This is a genomic window from Bosea beijingensis, from assembly GCF_030758975.1.
GTDB classification, from domain to species: Bacteria; Pseudomonadota; Alphaproteobacteria; order Rhizobiales; family Beijerinckiaceae; genus Allobosea; species Allobosea beijingensis.
Genome location: NZ_CP132359.1, coordinates 4,555,466 through 4,571,264 on the forward strand (window position 1 = coordinate 4,555,466; position 15,799 = coordinate 4,571,264).

Here is a 15,799-nt window from a genome sequence, read left to right on the forward strand (position 1 = left end):
GGCGCGCATGTCTATGGTCCGCCGCCTTCTCCGGATGACGACCGACCCATGACGCCCGAACCGCCTCAAGAGGCCTTCCACGACCTGCTGCGCGGCATGGCGGCGCTCTCGGGCAACCGCATCGTCGCCGATATCGCGCGGCTCTACGGCAAGGGCGCGCCGCCGGACCTCTCGATCGCCTGCAACCACAAGCAGATCGCCTCCAAGCAATGGCTGGTCGAGGCGCTGGCCGAGACGTACGCGAAGCCCGCGGGGCCGGTCTGGGTGCTCGGTGCCTGGTATGGCGTGCTCGGCGCGCTGCTGCTGGATGATGACAGGCTCGTGATCCCCGGCATCGTCAGCCTCGATATCGACCCAACTTGCGAGCCGGTCGCGGAGATACTCAATCACCGCCATGTCGCGGCCGGCCGGTTCCGCGCGGTGACGGCCGACATGATGGCGGTCGATTTCGCGGCGCAGTCGCCGGCACCGGGGCTCGTCATCAACACGAGCTGCGAGCATCTCGACGACGTGCCGGGCTGGCTCGCGACCCTGCCGCGGGGTCTGCCGCTGGTGTTGCAGTCCAACGATTATGTCCGCGAGCCGGATCACCGGAGCTGCGTGCCCTCGCTCGACGCTTTCCGCGAACAGGCAGGGCTGTCGGAGGTCTGGTTTGCAGGTGCCCGGCCGACGAAGAATTATACGCGCTTCATGCTGATCGGCCGGCGATGACGGCGGCGACGGCGCCGCGCATCGCGGTGGCGATGAAAGGCTATCCGCGCCTGTCGGAGACCTTCATCGCGCAGGAACTGCTTGGCTTGCAGCAGCGTGGCCTGCCTTTCGAGATCTGGTCGCTGCGCCATCCGACCGATGCGGCCAGGCATCTGATGCACCATCAGATCACGGCGCCGGTGCGTTACCTGCCGGAATACCTCCACGACGAGCCGTTGCGCGTGGCGCGCGGCCTGTTCGCTGCCCTGCTGCGGCCCGGCCTGCTACGGCTGCTGCCGGTCTTCCTGCGCGACCTCTTCCGCGATCGCACGCGCAATCGTTGGCGCCGCTTCGGGCAGGCCTGCGTGATGGCGCGCGAATTGCCCGATGAGATCCGGCACCTGCATGTGCATTACCTGCACACACCGGCCTCCGTGATCCGCTATGCCGCCCTGCTCGGCGGCCTGACATGGTCGTTCTCGGCCCATGCCAAGGATATCTGGACGACGCAGGACTGGGAAAAGCGCGAGAAGATCGCCTCGGCGGCCTGGGGCGTGACCTGCACGCGCGACGGGCATCGCGAGCTGGAACGCCTCTCCGACCGGCCGGACAAGGTCGCATTGCTCTATCATGGGCTCGATCTCGCGCGCTTTCCGGCACCGGGACCACGGTCGCAGCGGGACGGCTCCGACGCGAACGATCCCGTGCGTTTCGTCACCATTGGGCGCGCCGTTGCGAAGAAGGGCTTCGACGATCTGCTGGAAGCCTTGGCCAAGCTGCCTTGCACGCTCAACTGGCACCTCACGCATGTCGGCGGCGGCGAGAAGCTGAAGGCCTTGCAGGCGCAGGCGCAGGCGCTCGGCCTCGATGACAAGATCACCTGGGCCGGGCCGAAGGCGCAGGACGAGGTCATCGCCACGCTGCGGGCGGCCGACCTCTTCGTGCTGCCCTCGAAGGAGGCCGGCGACGGCGACCGCGATGGCCTGCCCAATGTGGTGATGGAGGCGGCGAGCCAGGGCCTGCCGATCGTCGCGACCGATTTCGCAGGAATACCGGAATTCGTGCGCGATGGCGTCGAGGGCTCGCTGGTGCCGCCGGGCGATGTGGCGGCACTCGCAGCGGCGCTGGATGGTGTGGCGCGGGTGCCCGATAGGCGTGCGGCGCTGGGCGAGGCGGCCTACGCCCGGCTGACGGACGCCTTCTCGGCGCAGGCCGGGCTCGACCGGGTCGCGGCGATGCTGCGCCATTCGGCCGGCGAGGCGGCATGAGCGCTTCCGTTCTGATCGCGGTGACGCATCTGCTCGGCAGCGGCCATCTGGTCCGCGCCGCCAATCTGGCGCGGGCTTTGGCGCAAAACGGGTTTGCGGTGACGCTCGCCAGCGGCGGCATGCCGTTGCGTGCGATGGAGGGCGAACCCTTCGCCTTCGTGCAATTGCCGCCGATCAAGACCGAAGGCACCGATTTCCGTACGCTGCTCGACGAAGCCGGCCAAGCGATCGATCCGCAGCGCAACGCGGCCCGTATCGCGATGCTGGAAGAGCTGGCTGCGCGGCTGCGCCCCGATGCCGTCATCGTCGAGCATTTCCCGTTCGGACGGCGGCAACTGGCTGCGGAGTTCCTCGCGCTGATCGCGGCAACGAAAGCGGCGAGGCCAGAGGCGCTCGTGCTCTCCTCGGTGCGCGATGTGCTGGTGACGCCGCGACCGGACCGGATCGCCGAGGCCGAGGAGCGGATCGCTGGGCTGTTCGATGCGATCCTGGTCCATGGCGATGCCGGATTCCTCCCGCTCGACCGGTCGTGGCCTGTGGGTAAGGGGTTGGCAGCGAAGCTGCGCTGTACCGGCTATCTCGCTGATGACCGGCCCGTTGGTCCTGCGCAGGAGAATGGCGAGATCATCGTCTCAGGCGGTGGTTCGGCCACGGCCTTGCCGCTCTTTGCCTGTGCCGTCGCGGCGGCGCGGCTCGACCGATCCGGGCGTCGCTGGCGGCTGCTCGCTGGGCGCGGCATGGCAGATGCCGATCTGGCGCTGCTAATGGCCGAAGCCCCCGACAAGGTCGTGATCGAGCGGGCGCGGCCGGATTTTCCCGCGCTGCTGGCCGGTTGCGCGGTCTCGATCAGCCAGGCGGGCTACAACACGGTTCTCGATCTCGTCGCGGCCGGGCGCCCGGCGATCGTCGTGCCCTTCGATGCCGGCAACGAGACCGAGCAGACGGTCCGAGCCGAGGCGATGGAGCGGGCCGGACTGGCGCGCTGCTTTCGCCTGTCGGGCGATTTCGTCGCGGACACCGTGGCGCTGGCGGACGCCGTCGGGGAAGCGTTCGGTTCCAAACCGCCCACCCTGCCGATCGATCTCGAGGGCGCCGCCCGCTCGGCCGCGATCGTGACGGAGCTTCTCGCCGAAGTCGCTATCCGCGCCGGACACTGAGCCGGCATGCCCTTTGCGAGGGCCGGGGTGCAGCTTTGCGAATTGCCGCCTCCGGTCTTTCGCTCTAATGAGGGACGATCCGCCTCCCTCCTCGGTCGGCTCTGGGTTATCCGGCGAATTCCGGTCATGGCCCCGCGCCCGGAGACAAGATGATGACGACGACGACTGCGCCCGGCCTGCCCGACATGAAGCTGTCGGTGCGCGAGACCTTCGGGATCGATTCCGATCTCGAGGTGCCGGCCTTCTCCGCAGCCGATCCGCATGTGCCGGACCTCGACCCGGATTACCGATTCGACCGTGACACGACGATCGCGATCCTCGCCGGCTTCGCGCACAACCGCCGCGTGATGATCTCGGGCTATCACGGCACCGGCAAGTCGACCCATATCGAGCAGGTCGCTGCCCGCCTCAACTGGCCCTGCGTCCGCGTCAACCTCGACAGCCACGTCTCGCGCCTCGACCTCGTCGGCAAGGACGCGATCGTGCTGAAGGAAGGCAAGCAGATCACCGAGTTCCAGGACGGCATCCTGCCCTGGGCGCTGCAGAACAACATCGCGCTCGTCTTCGACGAATACGATGCCGGCCGCCCGGACGTGATGTTCGTGATCCAGCGCGTGCTGGAGCAGTCCGGCAAGCTGACGCTGCTCGACCAGAAGCGTGTCATCCGCCCGCACGGCGCCTTCCGCCTGTTCGCCACCGCCAACACGGTCGGCCTCGGCGACACGTCCGGCCTCTATCACGGCACGCAGCAGATCAACCAGGGCCAGATGGACCGCTGGTCGATCGTTACCACGCTGAACTACCTGCCGCACGACAACGAGGTCGCTATCGTGCTCGCGAAGTCGAAGCACTACCAGGGCACGCCTGATGGCAAGGACGTCATCAACAAGATGGTCCGTGTCGCCGATCTCACCCGCAACGCCTTCATGAACGGCGATCTCTCGACCGTGATGAGCCCGCGCACGGTCATCACCTGGGCCGAGAACGCGGCGATCTTCGGCGATATCGGCTTCGCCTTCCGCGTGACCTTCCTGAACAAGTGCGACGAGATGGAGCGCACGCTGGTCGCCGAGTTCTTCCAGCGCTCCTTCGGCAAGGAACTGCCGGAAAGCGCCGCGAACGTGGTGCTCAGCTAACGGAGGACACGAGCCATGGCGCAGTATCAGGGAAGCTGCCACTGCGGGCGGGTCACCTACGAGGTCGAAGCCGATCTCGGGCAGACGATCGCCTGCAACTGCTCCTACTGCCAGCGCCGCGGCTCGATCCTGACGTTCTCGCCCGCCAGCGCCTTCACCCTCACCAAGGGCGAAGATGCGCTGACCGAGTACCGCTTCCACACGCAGAAGATCCAGCATCTCTTCTGCGAGACCTGCGGCATCGAATCCTTCGCGAAAGGGTCGATGCCCGACGGGACGCCGATGGTCGCGGTCAATGTGCGCTGCCTTGCCGGCGTCGAGCCGACCGAATTGTCGCCGACGCAGTATGACGGGCGGTCGCGCTAGGAGGGGTTGTGGTCGCGGTCACGGTCGGTCCTGGGCAGGGCGAGACGCGTGCTACATCATTTCACGAAGGCGCTATGAGCATTTCTGCCACTATCGACCTCGAACCAGGGCAAGTGTGGACCTATCACGAGGCCTCTGACGCTGCTTCGCGGGTGACGATCGGCCGAGTCGACGTTGAGGGCGGCGATGCAATCGTTTCGATCGCAATAAGCGGTGCTCGATCCAAGTCGGAAACGGCACTGCCTGAGGGGACTGATATCGGGCACATGCCGATCAGGCGGGCTGCATTATTACGGTCTCTCGATCATTATTGCGGCGATGGCCCTCTCCCCGACCACTTTAATGAGGGCTATCTGCACTGGCGGGGCTTGTATGACAGTGGTCGTGCAGGCGCATTCGATGCCGATCTTGCAGAGGCAATAGAATTTGCCCTGAGCGTGAAGCAAACCGGAGCGCGGCGTCCGCTATGAGCATCTCGAACCGCAAGCCAGGAACGCCGAAGGAGGCTCCGGCCGAGCCGCTGAAGCGGGCGATCTCCGGCGCGATGAAGGCGATCGCGCGCAAGCCGGAGATGGAAATCGTCTTCGCCGCCGACAAGCCCTCGCTCGTCGGCGAGCGGGCGCGCCTGCCCGAGCCACCGCGCAAGCTCAGCCCCGGCGATGTCGCGATCCTGCGCGGCCACGCCGATTCGATGGCGCTCCGCCTTGCCTGCCATGATGCAGCGATCCACCGCCGCGCCGCGCCGGAAGGCGATGCTGCCCGTGCCGTGTTCGATGCCGTCGAGCAGGCGCGTGTCGAGTCAATCGGTGCGCGGCGGATGTCGGGCATGGCCGGCAACATCACCGCAATGCTGGAAGACCGCTACCACCGCGGCGGGCGTTACGAGGAGGTCACCGACCGGGCCGACGCGCCGCTGGAGGATGCGCTCGCCCTGATGGTGCGCGAGCGCCTGACCGGCCTGAAGCCGCCGAAAGCGGCGGAAAAGGTCGTCGAGCTGTGGCGCGAGCAGATCGAGGCCAAGGCCGGCTCCGAGCTCGACCGGCTCACCAAGGCGATCGAGGACCAGCGCGGCTTCGCCCGCACGGTGCGCGACATGCTGGCCGCGCTCGACATGGCCGAGCAGACGGCGCAGGGCGACGAGCAGGACGAGGACGAGGACAACCAGGACCAGTCCTCCGAGGACCAGCAGCAGCAGGAAGGCGAATCCGAGCAGGAGAGCGGTGCCGACCGTTCCGAGGTCGAGGTCAGCGAGGACGCGACCGAGGAGCTGCAGGAGGGCGCCTCCGAGGCGACCGACGCGCCGGCCGGCGACTGGGACGAGGAAGACGAGAGCTCAGAATCCGAGGAGGCGGGCGAAGCGCCGCGTCCGCGCGAGAGCCGCGGCAACGAGCGTCCGCAGACCGACTACAAGGCCTATACCCAGAAGTTCGACGAGGTCGTCACCGCCGAAGAGCTCTGCGACGCCGAGGAGCTGACGCGCCTGCGCGCCTATCTCGACAAGCAGCTCGCCCATCTCCAGGGCGTGGTCGCGCGCCTCGCCAACCGGCTGCAGCGGCGCCTGATGGCGCAGCAGAATCGCACCTGGGAGTTCGACCTCGAAGAGGGTGCGCTCGATCCGGCCCGCCTGCCGCGCATCATCCTCGATCCGTTCCAGCCGCTCTCCTTCCGGCAGGAATCGGACACGAATTTCCGCGACACGGTCGTGACCCTGCTGATCGACAATTCAGGCTCGATGCGCGGCCGGCCGATCACGGTCGCGGCGACCTGCGCCGACATCCTGGCCCGGACGCTGGAGCGCTGCGGCGTCAAGGTCGAGTTGCTCGGCTTCACGACGCGCGCCTGGAAGGGCGGGCTGTCGCGCGAGGCCTGGCTGCAGTCGGGCAAGCCGGCCAATCCCGGCCGCCTGAACGATCTCCGCCACATCATCTACAAGGCGGCGGACGCGCCCTGGCGGCGCGCGCGCAAGAATCTCGGGCTGATGATGCGCGAGGGGCTGCTCAAGGAGAATATCGACGGCGAGGCGCTGGACTGGGCTCACAAGCGCATTCTCGGCCGCTCCGAGCAGCGCAAGATCCTGATGGTGATCTCGGACGGCGCGCCGGTCGACGATTCCACCCTCTCGGTCAATGCCGGCAATTATCTCGAGCGGCATCTGCGCCATGTCATCGCCGAGATCGAGACGCGCTCGCCGGTCGAGCTCATCGCCATCGGCATCGGCCATGACGTGACGCGCTATTACCGCCGCGCCGTGACCATCGTCGACGCCGAGGAACTGGGCGGGGTGATGACCGAGAAGCTCGCCGAGCTGTTCGAAGAGGACGGGCCTGCGGGCTCCGGTTCCAAGCGTCGCGGCCACTGATGGGTCTCACGCGCCGCGCTGCGCTGGCAGGGTTAGGCGCGCTGGCGCTACCCGGCGCCGCGCAGGCGATCGAGCAGACCCGCTTTCCCGTCGGGGTCACGGCACGGCCGATCGCGGCTTTCGAGCCGCGCCGGCAGGAGCAACGCCGCTTTGGCGGATTGCAATTCCGCAGCGGACTCGTGCTGTCCTCCGGCCATCCGCGTTTCGGCGGGCTTTCTGGCCTCGCACGTCTGAATGGCGGGCGCGACCTCGTCGCGGTGACGGATCGCGGCTACTGGCTGACCGCGAAGGTCGCTTCCATCAACGGCAAGCTCACCGGGCTCGACGAGGTCGAGATGGCGGCGATTCTCGGCAGCTCCGGCCGGCCGCTCACCCGCTCGGGACTCTACGACACCGAAAGCCTCTGCATCCATGACGGCGCGGCTTTCGTGGGGATCGAGCGCAAGCACGAGATCGCCCGCTTCGACTGGGCGCGCGACGGCGTCGAGGCGCGGGCGCGGCCCGTTCCGGTGCCGCCCGAGCTGAAGCGCCTGCCGCGCAATCGCGGGCTGGAGGCGCTCGGCGTCATGCCGGCAGGGCCGTTGAAGGGGGCGCTGATCGCGATTGCCGAGCGCTCGGGCAAGGAGGACGAGCCGACGCTCGGCGCCGTTCTCGGCGGTCCGCAGCCCGGCCTGTTCAGGCTCGCCCGGCATGACGGCTACGACATCACCGATCTTGCCTTCCTGCCCTCCGGCGACATGCTGGTGCTGGAGCGCTGGTACCAGCCGCTGCGCGGCGTCGGCATGCGGATCAGGCGAATCGCCGGGCGGGATATCCGGCCGGGCGCGCTGGTGGACGGCCAGCGCCTGATCGAGGCGGATATGGGCTTCGAGATCGATAATATGGAAGGTCTGTCGGTCCATCTGGAGGAGGGGAAGACGATCCTCACCCTGATCTCTGACGACAATTTCTCGTTCCTGCAGCGCACGCTGCTGCTGGAGTTCGAGCTGCTTCCGTAACGGGCGCCATGGTCGGGCTTGTCCGGGCCATCCACGTCTTCAGTGATCGAAGGCGGTGTTCAAGACGTGGATGTTCGCCACAAGGGCGAGCATGACGGTGGAGCCAAGCCCAAAACGAAAAAAGCGGCCTCGCGGCCGCTTCCTTCAAACCCGACAAGGCAAACCGCTCAGTTGGCGGCGAGCTTCTTCTCGAGGTCGCGCTTCAGCGAGAGAGCGCCGGTCGAGAGGTCGCCGGCCGAAGCCTTGATCAGGAAGGCATCGAGGCCACCGCGATGCTCGACCGAACGCAGGGCGTTGGCCGAAACGCGCAGGCGCACCGAACGGCCGAGCGCGTCCGACTGCAGCGTGACGTTCACGAGGTTCGGACGGAAGACGGTCTTCGTCTTGCGGTTCGAGTGGCTGACGAGGTGGCCGGTCTGGGTGGCTTTCCCGGTCAGTTCGCAACGGCGGGCCATGTTATCGTTCCTTACGTTCCCGGGGGCGCTCAAACAAAAAAACCGACACGCGACGTGCCGGCGAGCACCGGAAGTCAATTTGAAGTCGGGGTTCCATAGCCAAGGGCGCAGCTTGCGTCAAGGAAAACTCCGGCAAGCCGTTCACATGGCCTTCAGCGTTAACGGGGTGTAAAGATCGCGGTCCGATGCTTCAACCGGCCGTCGCTTCGCCGCACGGGGAAGACGGTCACGATTCGGGCCGATTCAGAGTGCATTCCGCGCAGGATCGCGCCGCTCCGGAGACAATGGATGAAGCCCGCCGCCGCATCGTCCCTCGCAGGCTTCGTCCTCGCCGCCGGTCTGGGCGCGGGAGCCAATGCGGCTTCGCTCGACGCGCGCTATGACGTCTCGCTCCTGGGAATCACCCTGGGCACGGCGAGCCTCAGCGGCGGAATCGACAATTCCGGCTACAAGCTGGACATGTCCGCGAAGCTCACAGGGATAGCCGGCGGCGTTACCGGTGGGCGTGGCTCTGGCGCGGCGACGGGTGCGCTCGTCGGCGGCCGGCTCGCGCCCAAGACCTTCGCAGTGAGCTCCGCCAATTCCAGCGAGAGCCGGACCGTCCGGATGGCCTTGGCCGAGAACGCCGTCGCCGGTATCGATATCGAGCCGCCAATCGACGAGAAGCCGGATCGCGTGCCGCTCAACGAAAGCCACAAGCGCAATATCGTCGACCCGCTCAGCGCCTTCCTGATGCCGGTCAACGGCAAGGGCAAGGATGGCGCCTGCAACCGCACGCTGCCGATCTTCGACGGCGCGGCGCGCTACGACATCAAGCTGTCGAGCGCCGGCACCCGCAACGTCAAGATGGAGGGCTATAGTGGCCCGGTCTCGGTCTGCCAGGCGCGCTATGTGCCGATCGCCGGCCATAGGGCGCTCAGGCCCAGCACCAAGTTCATGGCCGAGAATCGCGACATCACGACCTGGCTCGCGCCGATCGCCGGCACCGACGTGATGGTGCCGGTGCGCATCTCCGTGAAGACCATGATCGGGACCGCCGTGATCGAGGCCTCGAGCTTCAAGGTCGATCCCGGCGTGACCGCCAGCGCGCGGAACTGAAGCGACTCAGGGCGCGCGCTTGACGCCCTGATCGTCCTCGAAGACCGGCCGGAAGAACGAGCGCTCATAGCTGATGATGAAGCGCTCCTTCTCGTTCATCGCGAAGGCCGCCTGGCATTCGGGATCATCGAAGGAACGCTTGCGGTAATCCTCATAGGCCGCGAGCGAGGGAAAGCTGAACATGGCGAGCGCCACGTTCGACACGCCTTCGGACGGCATGAAATAGCCGTGGTGCTTGCCGCCGAATTTCTCGACCAGCCTGATCCAGAGCTTGCCATAGGCCTCGAAGGCATCGAGCTTATGGGGATCGACGACGTAGCGCAGGTAGCAGGTAACCATGGTCAGGCGGCCTTCGCGGTGCTGAGGAAGGTCTTCATCCGCTCCAGCGCCTTCTCGATGTTTTCCAGCGAGTTGGCATAGGAGAGGCGGATATAGCCCTCGCCATGGACGCCGAAATCGGGGCCACCGATGGTGGCGACGCCGGTTTCCTCCAGCAGGGCGGAAGTCAGCTTCTTCGCCTTCCAGCCGGTCTGCGAGACGTTCGGGAAGGCGTAGAACGCGCCCCTCGGCTCGATGCAGGAGACGCCCGGCAGACCGTTCAGGCCCTTCACCACAGCCTTCCGGCGGCGGTCGAATTCCGCCAGCATCATATGGACCGCATCCTGCGGGCCGGTCAGCGCGGCGAGGCCTGCCCATTGCGCGGGGGCGTTGACGCAGGAATGCGAGTTCACCGCGAGCTTGCGCGCATTGTCGAGCAGGGGCTTGGGCCAGACCGAATAGCCGAGGCGCCAGCCGGTCATCGCATAGGTCTTGGACCAGCCGTTGAGCAGGATCAGCCGGTCGCGGATCTCGGGATAGCTGAGAAGGCAGACATGCTTCTCCCCATCATAGACCATCTGGTCGTAGATCTCGTCCGACATAACGGCGACATCCGGGAACTGGCTAAGCCCGGCGACGAGCTTGTCGATCTCGGCCTTCGGCGTGACGCCGCCGGTCGGGTTGGCCGGCGAGTTGATGATGAGGAGCCGGGTCTTCGGCGTGATCAGCGCCAGCGTCTCCTCGGCCGAGAAGGCGAAGCCGTTCTCCTCGCGGATCGGGACCGGGATCGGCGTCGCGCCGGTGTACTCGATCATCGAGCGGTAGATCGGGAAACCGGGATCCGGATAGAGGATCTCGGCGCCGGGCTCGCCGAACATCAGGATCGCCATGAACATGGTGACCTTGCCGCCCGGCACGATCATCACGCTCTCCGGCGAGACCTCGACGGAAAAGCGCTTGTGCAGGTCGGCGGCGACCGCCTCGCGCAAGGGGAGGATGCCGTTGGCCGGAGTGTAGCCGTGATGGCCGTCGCGCAGCGCCTTCACAGCGGCTTCGACGATGTGGTCGGGCGTCGAGAAATCCGGCTGGCCGATGCCGAGATTGATGATGTCCTTGCCCTGGCGCTGCAATTCGGTGGCGCGGGCCAGCACGGCGAAGGCATTCTCCTCGCCGATCCGGGAGAAGGAGGGGACGACGTGAAGGGTCATGGCGCGTTTCCTCGGGCTTCGCTGGCGTGGCGGCCGGCTCGCTTGTCTTGGCGCCAAACCGGCACGGCTGGCAAGCGCAGGGGGCGCATCTCTGGATTGTTGCATGCTGCATACAGCATGATTAAATAGTATGACTATCAGCCAGATTGGGCCTTGCCGAGCCGCGGGCGATGGGCATGATGGCTAGTCTCAAATCGTTTGAATGTAAGATCGGCAAGCGGCCGCCAGCGCCGCGCCGAACGAGAGGAAACGAGGATGGCCAAGGCACCCGGCAAGAAGTCCGTTCGGCGCATCAAGCCCGAGCAACTGCGCTCGAAGGCATGGTTCGACAATCCCGACAACGCCGACATGACCGCGCTCTATATCGAGCGCACCATGAATTTCGGCCTGTCGCGCGAGGAGCTGCAATCGGGCCGGCCGATCATCGGCATCGCCCAGACCGGCTCCGACATCGCGCCGTGCAACCGGCATCATATCGAGCTGGCCTCGCGCGTCCGCGACGGCATCCGCGAGATGGGCGGCGTGCCCTTCGAGTTCCCGATCCATCCGATCCAGGAAACCTGCAAGCGGCCGACAGCGGCGCTCGATCGCAACCTGCAATATCTCTCGCTGGTCGAGATCCTCTACGGCTATCCGCTCGACGGCGTCGTGCTGACGACGGGCTGCGACAAGACTACGCCGGCCCAGATCATGGCGGCCGCGACGGTCGACATCCCGGCCATCGCGCTGCCGGGCGGGCCGATGCTGAACGGCTCCTTCCGCGGCGAGCGCACCGGCTCCGGCACGATCGTCTGGAAGGCGCGCCAGATGATGGCGGCCGGCGAGATCGACTATAAGGGCTTCGTCGACCTCGTCGCTTCGTCGGCGCCGTCCGCCGGCCACTGCAACACGATGGGCACGGCCTCGACGATGAATTCGCTGGCCGAGGCCATGGGGATGACGCTGCCCGGCGCCGCCGCCATCCCCGCGCCTTATCGCGATCGCTACGAGATGGCCTATCTCACCGGCAAGCGCATCGTCGAGATGGTCTGGGAGAACCTGATCCCCTCGAAGATCCTGACGCGCGAGGCGTTCGAGAACACCATCGTCATCAACTCGGCGATCGGCGGCTCGACCAATGCGCCCGTCCATGTCAACGCCATCGCCAAGCATATCGGCGTCAAGCTCGACAACGAGGACTGGACCAAAGTCGGCTACGACATCCCGCTCTTGGTCAACCTGCAGCCGGCCGGCGAATATCTTGGCGAGGATTATTACCGCGCCGGCGGCCTGCCCGCCGTGATCGCGGAGCTGATCGAGAAGGGCAAGCTCAAGCCTGCGATCACCGCCAATGGCAAGACGCTGGAAGAGAATTGCAAGGGCGCCTTCTCGATCGCCCGCGAGGTGATCAAGAGCTACGACCAGCCGATGAAGGCCCAGTCGGGCTTCCTCAATCTCTCCGGCAACCTGTTCGATTCCGCGATCATGAAGACCAGCGTGATCACGCCGGAATTCCGCAAGCGCTATCTGGAGAACCCGAAGGACCCGATGGCCTTCGAGGGCCGCGCCATCGTCTTCGACGGGCCGGAGGATTATCACCACCGCATCGACGACCCGGCGCTCGCCATCGACGAGCACTGCATCCTGTTCATCCGCGGCGTCGGCCCGATCGGGTATCCGGGCGCGGCCGAGGTGGTGAACATGCGGCCGCCGGATTACCTGATCAAGAAAGGCATCACGGCGCTTGCCTGCGTCGGCGACGGCCGCCAGTCCGGCACCTCGGGCTCGCCCTCGATCCTCAACGCCTCGCCGGAAGCGGCGACCGGCGGCGGGCTCGCCATGCTCAAGATGGGCGACAAGGTCCGCATCGACCTGAAGAAGCGCACGGCGAACATCCTGATCTCGGATGCGGAGCTGGCCGAGCGCAAGGCGGCGTTCAAGGCGGCCGGCGGCTACAAGTATCCGAAGAGCCAGACGCCCTGGCAGGAGATCCAGCGCAAGATCGTCGACGAACTGTCCGAAGGCATGGTCCTCAAGCCGGCGGTCAAGTACCAGAAAATCCACAAGAAGTTCGGCATTCCGCGCGATAATCACTGAGCGGGATGCTGCGTTTGACCGGGCTTTGAAGGTGTCTTCCCGTGCGCGCTGCGGCATGCGAATGCCGCGGCGCAGACAGGGGACCGTCACCCGGTAAAGGCGCTTTCTCGTTGCGCGATCCCGCATCTGCGCAGCGTCACTTTGTGCCGCGGCGCGTGCGGGATGACACTCTTCGTTGGCGCGCTCGCCGCCCGCGCCGCTCCCCACGCCATTCCGCCCGCGCATCGGCGTTCGCTGCGCGACGCGCGCCCGACGGGGCTGACAAACGATCTGACCCTCGACACTATGGCAGGCGTTTCTCCCGCCTCCATTTGAAACGATTTAAAGATGGCACAGAGCCCGCAGGTCGAAGCCTTCCGCAAGCTCCACGAGGCCGGCTGCTTCGTGATGCCCAACCCTTGGGATTTCGGCTCGGCGCGCTGGCTGCGCGGGCAGGGCTTCAAGGCGCTGGCGACGACAAGCGCCGGCTATGCCTTTACGCAAGCGCGTGCCGACCAGGACGTGCCGCGCGACATGATGCTTGCCCACCTCGCCGATATCGTGAAGGCGGTGCCTGACCTGCCGGTCAATGCCGATTTCGAGAACGGCTATGCCGATACGCCCGACGGCGTCGCCGCCAACGTCAAGCTCTGCGTCGCGACTGGTGTCGCGGGCCTGTCGATCGAGGACGCGACCGGGCGCCAGGACGAGCCCCTCTATCCGTTCGAGCTCGCGGTCGAGCGGATCAAGACTGCGCGCAAGGCGATCGACGAGACCGGTTCGGGCGTCGTGCTGACGGCGCGGGCCGAATGCTTCCTGACCGGCCATGCCGAGCCGCTGAAGGAATCGGTGCGGCGGATCGAGGCTTATGCGGCGGCGGGTGCGGACGTGCTCTATGCGCCAGGCCCGAAGACATCCGCCGACATTGCCGCCATCGTCAAGGCGGCCGGCGGCAAGCCGGTGAACACGCTGATCTATGGCGATTTCGGTTTGTCGGTTTCTGACATCGCAGCGACCGGCACGCGGCGCATCTCGATCGGCGGGGCGCTCGCACGCGCTGCCTGGGCCGCCTTCATCGAGGCGACGCGACTGATCGCGGAGGATGGCAGCTTCAAGGGTTTTGCCGGCAACGGCCCCTCGGCGCCACTGAACCCGTTCTTCACCGCCGATCTGAAGGCGCGCTCGTGAGCCAGACCCTGCTCATCGCACCGGCCTGGCTCGGAAATAGCGGTCTTTGGACGATCGACGCGAAAGGCCGGCGCAAGGCCATCGATGCCGAGGATGCCGGCTTGCCGGACGATCTCGCGGACCGGCTGGAAGCCTGGATGGACGCGTTCGACGCGATCTATGAAGAGGATGACGAGGCGCGCTCGCGCTTTCCCGATGCCGTCGAGCAACTGGCCTGGGAAGCGGAAGGGGCAGCCATCGTCGAGGCGATCCGCGTCGAGCTGGGCGCCGGATGGAGCGTGACCGCCGATCTCACCGGCTGGCAGGAGATGACGAAGCCATGATGCCGATGATCGCACCGCCCGCTCAGTCCACGGTTCCGGCGGACTGGAAGGCACCACCGTTCCCGCCGGCCAAGATTCTCGAAGGCCAGTATTGCCGGCTGGAGCCGCTCGATGTCGCCAGGCATATCGACGATATCTGGGCCTGCGACGTCGCGCGCGGCGATGTCTGGGACTGGCTGCCGGCCGCGCCGCCGAAGGACAAGGAAGCCTATCGCGCGCTGCTCGACACGATGGTGGCCAAGGCTGGCATCGTGCCGCTCGCGGTGATCGACAAGGCCGATGGCAAGGCCAAGGGCCATCTCTGGATCATGGAGATCCGCCCCGAGCATGGCGTGTTCGAGGTCGGCTGGATCACCTATTCGCCGGCGCTGCAGCGGACGCGCGCGGCGACCGAGGCGATCTATCTCGTCGGCGATTACGGCTTCTCGCTCGGCTATCGCCGCTACGAGTGGAAGTGCAACAACCGGAACGAACCGTCCAAGCGCGCCGCCCTGCGCTTCGGCTTCCTGTACGAGGGCCTGTTCCGCCAGCACATGGTGGTGAAGGGCGCAAATCGTGACACCGCCTGGTTCTCGATCCTCGACGGCGAATGGCCGGTGCGGGCCCAGGCCTTCCGCCGCTGGCTGGCGCCGTCCAACTTCGACAAGCAGGGCCAGCAAAAGCTCTCGCTCGCTGCCTTCAACCAGACCGGCGGCCATGTCGGCGCGGTCGGCCTGCGCCGGGCCGGGCTTGCCGATATCCCGGCGATCCTCGCCCTCAAGAACGCGGCCTATACGCCGAATGAGAGCATCATCGGTGTGCCCTCGCTGCCGCGCATCGCCGACTACACGCAGGTTGTCGCCGAGCATGAGGTCTGGCTCGCGGAAGGCGAGGGCGGCGCGCTGGAAGCCGCGCTGGTGCTCGATATCGAGCCGGAGGACTTCACCGTCTGGAGCGTCGCCGTCGCGCCCGAGGCCGGCGGGCGCAAGCTCGGGGCCGCGCTGATGACCTTTGCCGACGAGCGGGCGCAGGCGCTCGGCTATGCTTCAGTGCATCTCTACACCCACGCCAAGCTGACCCAGCGCATCGGCTGGTACGGGCGGCTGGGCTTCGCCATCACGCATCATGAGGACATGGCCGACCGGCGGCTGACCCATATGCGCAAGACCTTCGCAAAAGCCGGGCAATAAAAGGAAACGAG

Annotated in this window: 16 protein-coding genes; 13 read left to right on the top strand and 3 right to left on the bottom strand. The window is 66.5% G+C overall.

Annotation, left to right across the window (positions count from 1 at the left end):
- The first annotated feature begins 48 nt into the window (after positions 1 to 48).
- The 8 genes from Q9235_RS21685 to Q9235_RS21720 all read left to right on the top strand — a co-directional run bounded on the left by Q9235_RS21685 (position 49) and on the right by Q9235_RS21720 (position 7,974).
- Complete coding sequence (locus Q9235_RS21685; RefSeq protein ID WP_306223867.1) at positions 49 to 711, top strand: class I SAM-dependent methyltransferase; 663 nt, start codon at positions 49 to 51, stop codon at positions 709 to 711.
- A complete protein-coding gene (locus Q9235_RS21690; RefSeq protein ID WP_306223868.1) occupies positions 708 to 1,958 on the top strand; it encodes a glycosyltransferase in 1,251 nt (416 codons plus the stop codon). Before Q9235_RS21685 ends, Q9235_RS21690 begins: the two co-directional genes overlap by 4 nt.
- A complete protein-coding gene (locus Q9235_RS21695) occupies positions 1,955 to 3,115 on the top strand; it encodes a glycosyltransferase family protein (protein WP_306223869.1) in 1,161 nt (386 codons plus the stop codon). The genes Q9235_RS21690 and Q9235_RS21695 overlap by 4 nt, the downstream gene beginning before the upstream one ends.
- Positions 3,116 to 3,264: 149 nt before the next feature.
- Positions 3,265 to 4,251, top strand: coding sequence for a cobaltochelatase subunit CobS (gene cobS / locus Q9235_RS21700; RefSeq protein ID WP_422678226.1), 987 nt, complete (start codon positions 3,265 to 3,267; stop codon positions 4,249 to 4,251).
- 15 nt (positions 4,252 to 4,266) lie between these two features.
- Positions 4,267 to 4,617, top strand: a complete 351-nt coding sequence (locus Q9235_RS21705; RefSeq protein WP_306223870.1) for a GFA family protein — start codon at positions 4,267 to 4,269, stop codon at positions 4,615 to 4,617.
- 74 nt (positions 4,618 to 4,691) lie between these two features.
- Complete coding sequence (locus Q9235_RS21710) at positions 4,692 to 5,087, top strand: hypothetical protein (RefSeq protein ID WP_306223872.1); 396 nt, start codon at positions 4,692 to 4,694, stop codon at positions 5,085 to 5,087.
- Complete coding sequence (gene cobT / locus Q9235_RS21715; RefSeq protein ID WP_306223873.1) at positions 5,084 to 6,976, top strand: cobaltochelatase subunit CobT; 1,893 nt, start codon at positions 5,084 to 5,086, stop codon at positions 6,974 to 6,976. Before Q9235_RS21710 ends, cobT begins: the two co-directional genes overlap by 4 nt.
- Positions 6,976 to 7,974, top strand: coding sequence for an esterase-like activity of phytase family protein (locus Q9235_RS21720; RefSeq protein WP_306223874.1), 999 nt, complete (start codon positions 6,976 to 6,978; stop codon positions 7,972 to 7,974). The genes cobT and Q9235_RS21720 overlap by 1 nt, the downstream gene beginning before the upstream one ends.
- 167 nt (positions 7,975 to 8,141) lie before the next feature.
- Here Q9235_RS21720 and rpmB read toward each other — a convergent pair whose 3' ends face one another.
- Positions 8,142 to 8,429 carry a 50S ribosomal protein L28 gene (gene rpmB, locus Q9235_RS21725; RefSeq protein WP_306223875.1) on the bottom strand — a complete coding sequence of 96 codons (288 nt, stop codon included), beginning with the start codon at positions 8,427 to 8,429 and terminating at the stop codon, positions 8,142 to 8,144.
- Between the two features lie 288 nt (positions 8,430 to 8,717).
- On the opposite strand from rpmB, the gene Q9235_RS21730 reads away from it, so the two are divergent.
- Positions 8,718 to 9,527 (top strand): DUF3108 domain-containing protein, encoded by an 810-nt coding sequence (locus tag Q9235_RS21730; protein WP_306223876.1) that lies wholly within the window; start codon positions 8,718 to 8,720, stop codon positions 9,525 to 9,527.
- 6 nt (positions 9,528 to 9,533) lie between these two features.
- Here the strand turns inward: Q9235_RS21730 and Q9235_RS21735 are convergent, their stop codons facing one another.
- Together Q9235_RS21735 and Q9235_RS21740 are read right to left on the bottom strand one after the other, a co-directional pair.
- Positions 9,534 to 9,866, bottom strand: coding sequence for an NIPSNAP family protein (locus Q9235_RS21735; RefSeq protein ID WP_306223877.1), 333 nt, complete (start codon positions 9,864 to 9,866; stop codon positions 9,534 to 9,536).
- 2 nt (positions 9,867 to 9,868) lie between these two features.
- A complete protein-coding gene (locus Q9235_RS21740) occupies positions 9,869 to 11,053 on the bottom strand; it encodes a pyridoxal phosphate-dependent aminotransferase (RefSeq protein WP_306223878.1) in 1,185 nt (394 codons plus the stop codon).
- A gap of 255 nt (positions 11,054 to 11,308) precedes the next feature.
- On the opposite strand from Q9235_RS21740, the gene Q9235_RS21745 reads away from it, so the two are divergent.
- From Q9235_RS21745 to Q9235_RS21760, 4 genes are all read left to right on the top strand, one after another.
- On the top strand, positions 11,309 to 13,129 hold the full coding sequence (locus Q9235_RS21745; protein WP_306223879.1) for an IlvD/Edd family dehydratase: 1,821 nt from the start codon (positions 11,309 to 11,311) through the stop codon (positions 13,127 to 13,129).
- A 327-nt stretch (positions 13,130 to 13,456) separates the two neighbouring features.
- Entirely contained in the window at positions 13,457 to 14,296 is an 840-nt protein-coding gene (locus Q9235_RS21750) for an isocitrate lyase/PEP mutase family protein (protein ID WP_306223880.1), read from the top strand.
- Positions 14,293 to 14,619, top strand: a complete 327-nt coding sequence (locus Q9235_RS21755) for a hypothetical protein (RefSeq protein WP_306223881.1) — start codon at positions 14,293 to 14,295, stop codon at positions 14,617 to 14,619. The genes Q9235_RS21750 and Q9235_RS21755 overlap by 4 nt, the downstream gene beginning before the upstream one ends.
- On the top strand, positions 14,616 to 15,788 hold the full coding sequence (locus Q9235_RS21760; RefSeq protein ID WP_306223882.1) for a GNAT family N-acetyltransferase: 1,173 nt from the start codon (positions 14,616 to 14,618) through the stop codon (positions 15,786 to 15,788). Before Q9235_RS21755 ends, Q9235_RS21760 begins: the two co-directional genes overlap by 4 nt.
- The last annotated feature ends 11 nt before the right edge of the window (positions 15,789 to 15,799 follow it).

What these genes read in the sequence shown, in the direction of transcription:
- Q9235_RS21685 (WP_306223867.1), top strand. Translation starts at nt 49, where the DNA reads ATGACGCCCGAACCGCCTCAAGAGGCCTTCCACGACCTGCTGCGCGGC.
- Q9235_RS21690 (WP_306223868.1), top strand. Translation starts at nt 708, where the DNA reads ATGACGGCGGCGACGGCGCCGCGCATCGCGGTGGCGATGAAAGGCTAT.
- Q9235_RS21695 (WP_306223869.1), top strand. Translation starts at nt 1,955, where the DNA reads ATGAGCGCTTCCGTTCTGATCGCGGTGACGCATCTGCTCGGCAGCGGC.
- cobS (WP_422678226.1), top strand. Translation starts at nt 3,265, where the DNA reads ATGATGACGACGACGACTGCGCCCGGCCTGCCCGACATGAAGCTGTCG.
- Q9235_RS21705 (WP_306223870.1), top strand. Translation starts at nt 4,267, where the DNA reads ATGGCGCAGTATCAGGGAAGCTGCCACTGCGGGCGGGTCACCTACGAG.
- Q9235_RS21710 (WP_306223872.1), top strand. Translation starts at nt 4,692, where the DNA reads ATGAGCATTTCTGCCACTATCGACCTCGAACCAGGGCAAGTGTGGACC.
- cobT (WP_306223873.1), top strand. Translation starts at nt 5,084, where the DNA reads ATGAGCATCTCGAACCGCAAGCCAGGAACGCCGAAGGAGGCTCCGGCC.
- Q9235_RS21720 (WP_306223874.1), top strand. Translation starts at nt 6,976, where the DNA reads ATGGGTCTCACGCGCCGCGCTGCGCTGGCAGGGTTAGGCGCGCTGGCG.
- rpmB (WP_306223875.1), bottom strand. Translation starts at nt 8,429, where the DNA reads ATGGCCCGCCGTTGCGAACTGACCGGGAAAGCCACCCAGACCGGCCAC.
- Q9235_RS21730 (WP_306223876.1), top strand. Translation starts at nt 8,718, where the DNA reads ATGAAGCCCGCCGCCGCATCGTCCCTCGCAGGCTTCGTCCTCGCCGCC.
- Q9235_RS21735 (WP_306223877.1), bottom strand. Translation starts at nt 9,866, where the DNA reads ATGGTTACCTGCTACCTGCGCTACGTCGTCGATCCCCATAAGCTCGAT.
- Q9235_RS21740 (WP_306223878.1), bottom strand. Translation starts at nt 11,053, where the DNA reads ATGACCCTTCACGTCGTCCCCTCCTTCTCCCGGATCGGCGAGGAGAAT.
- Q9235_RS21745 (WP_306223879.1), top strand. Translation starts at nt 11,309, where the DNA reads ATGGCCAAGGCACCCGGCAAGAAGTCCGTTCGGCGCATCAAGCCCGAG.
- Q9235_RS21750 (WP_306223880.1), top strand. Translation starts at nt 13,457, where the DNA reads ATGGCACAGAGCCCGCAGGTCGAAGCCTTCCGCAAGCTCCACGAGGCC.
- Q9235_RS21760 (WP_306223882.1), top strand. Translation starts at nt 14,616, where the DNA reads ATGATGCCGATGATCGCACCGCCCGCTCAGTCCACGGTTCCGGCGGAC.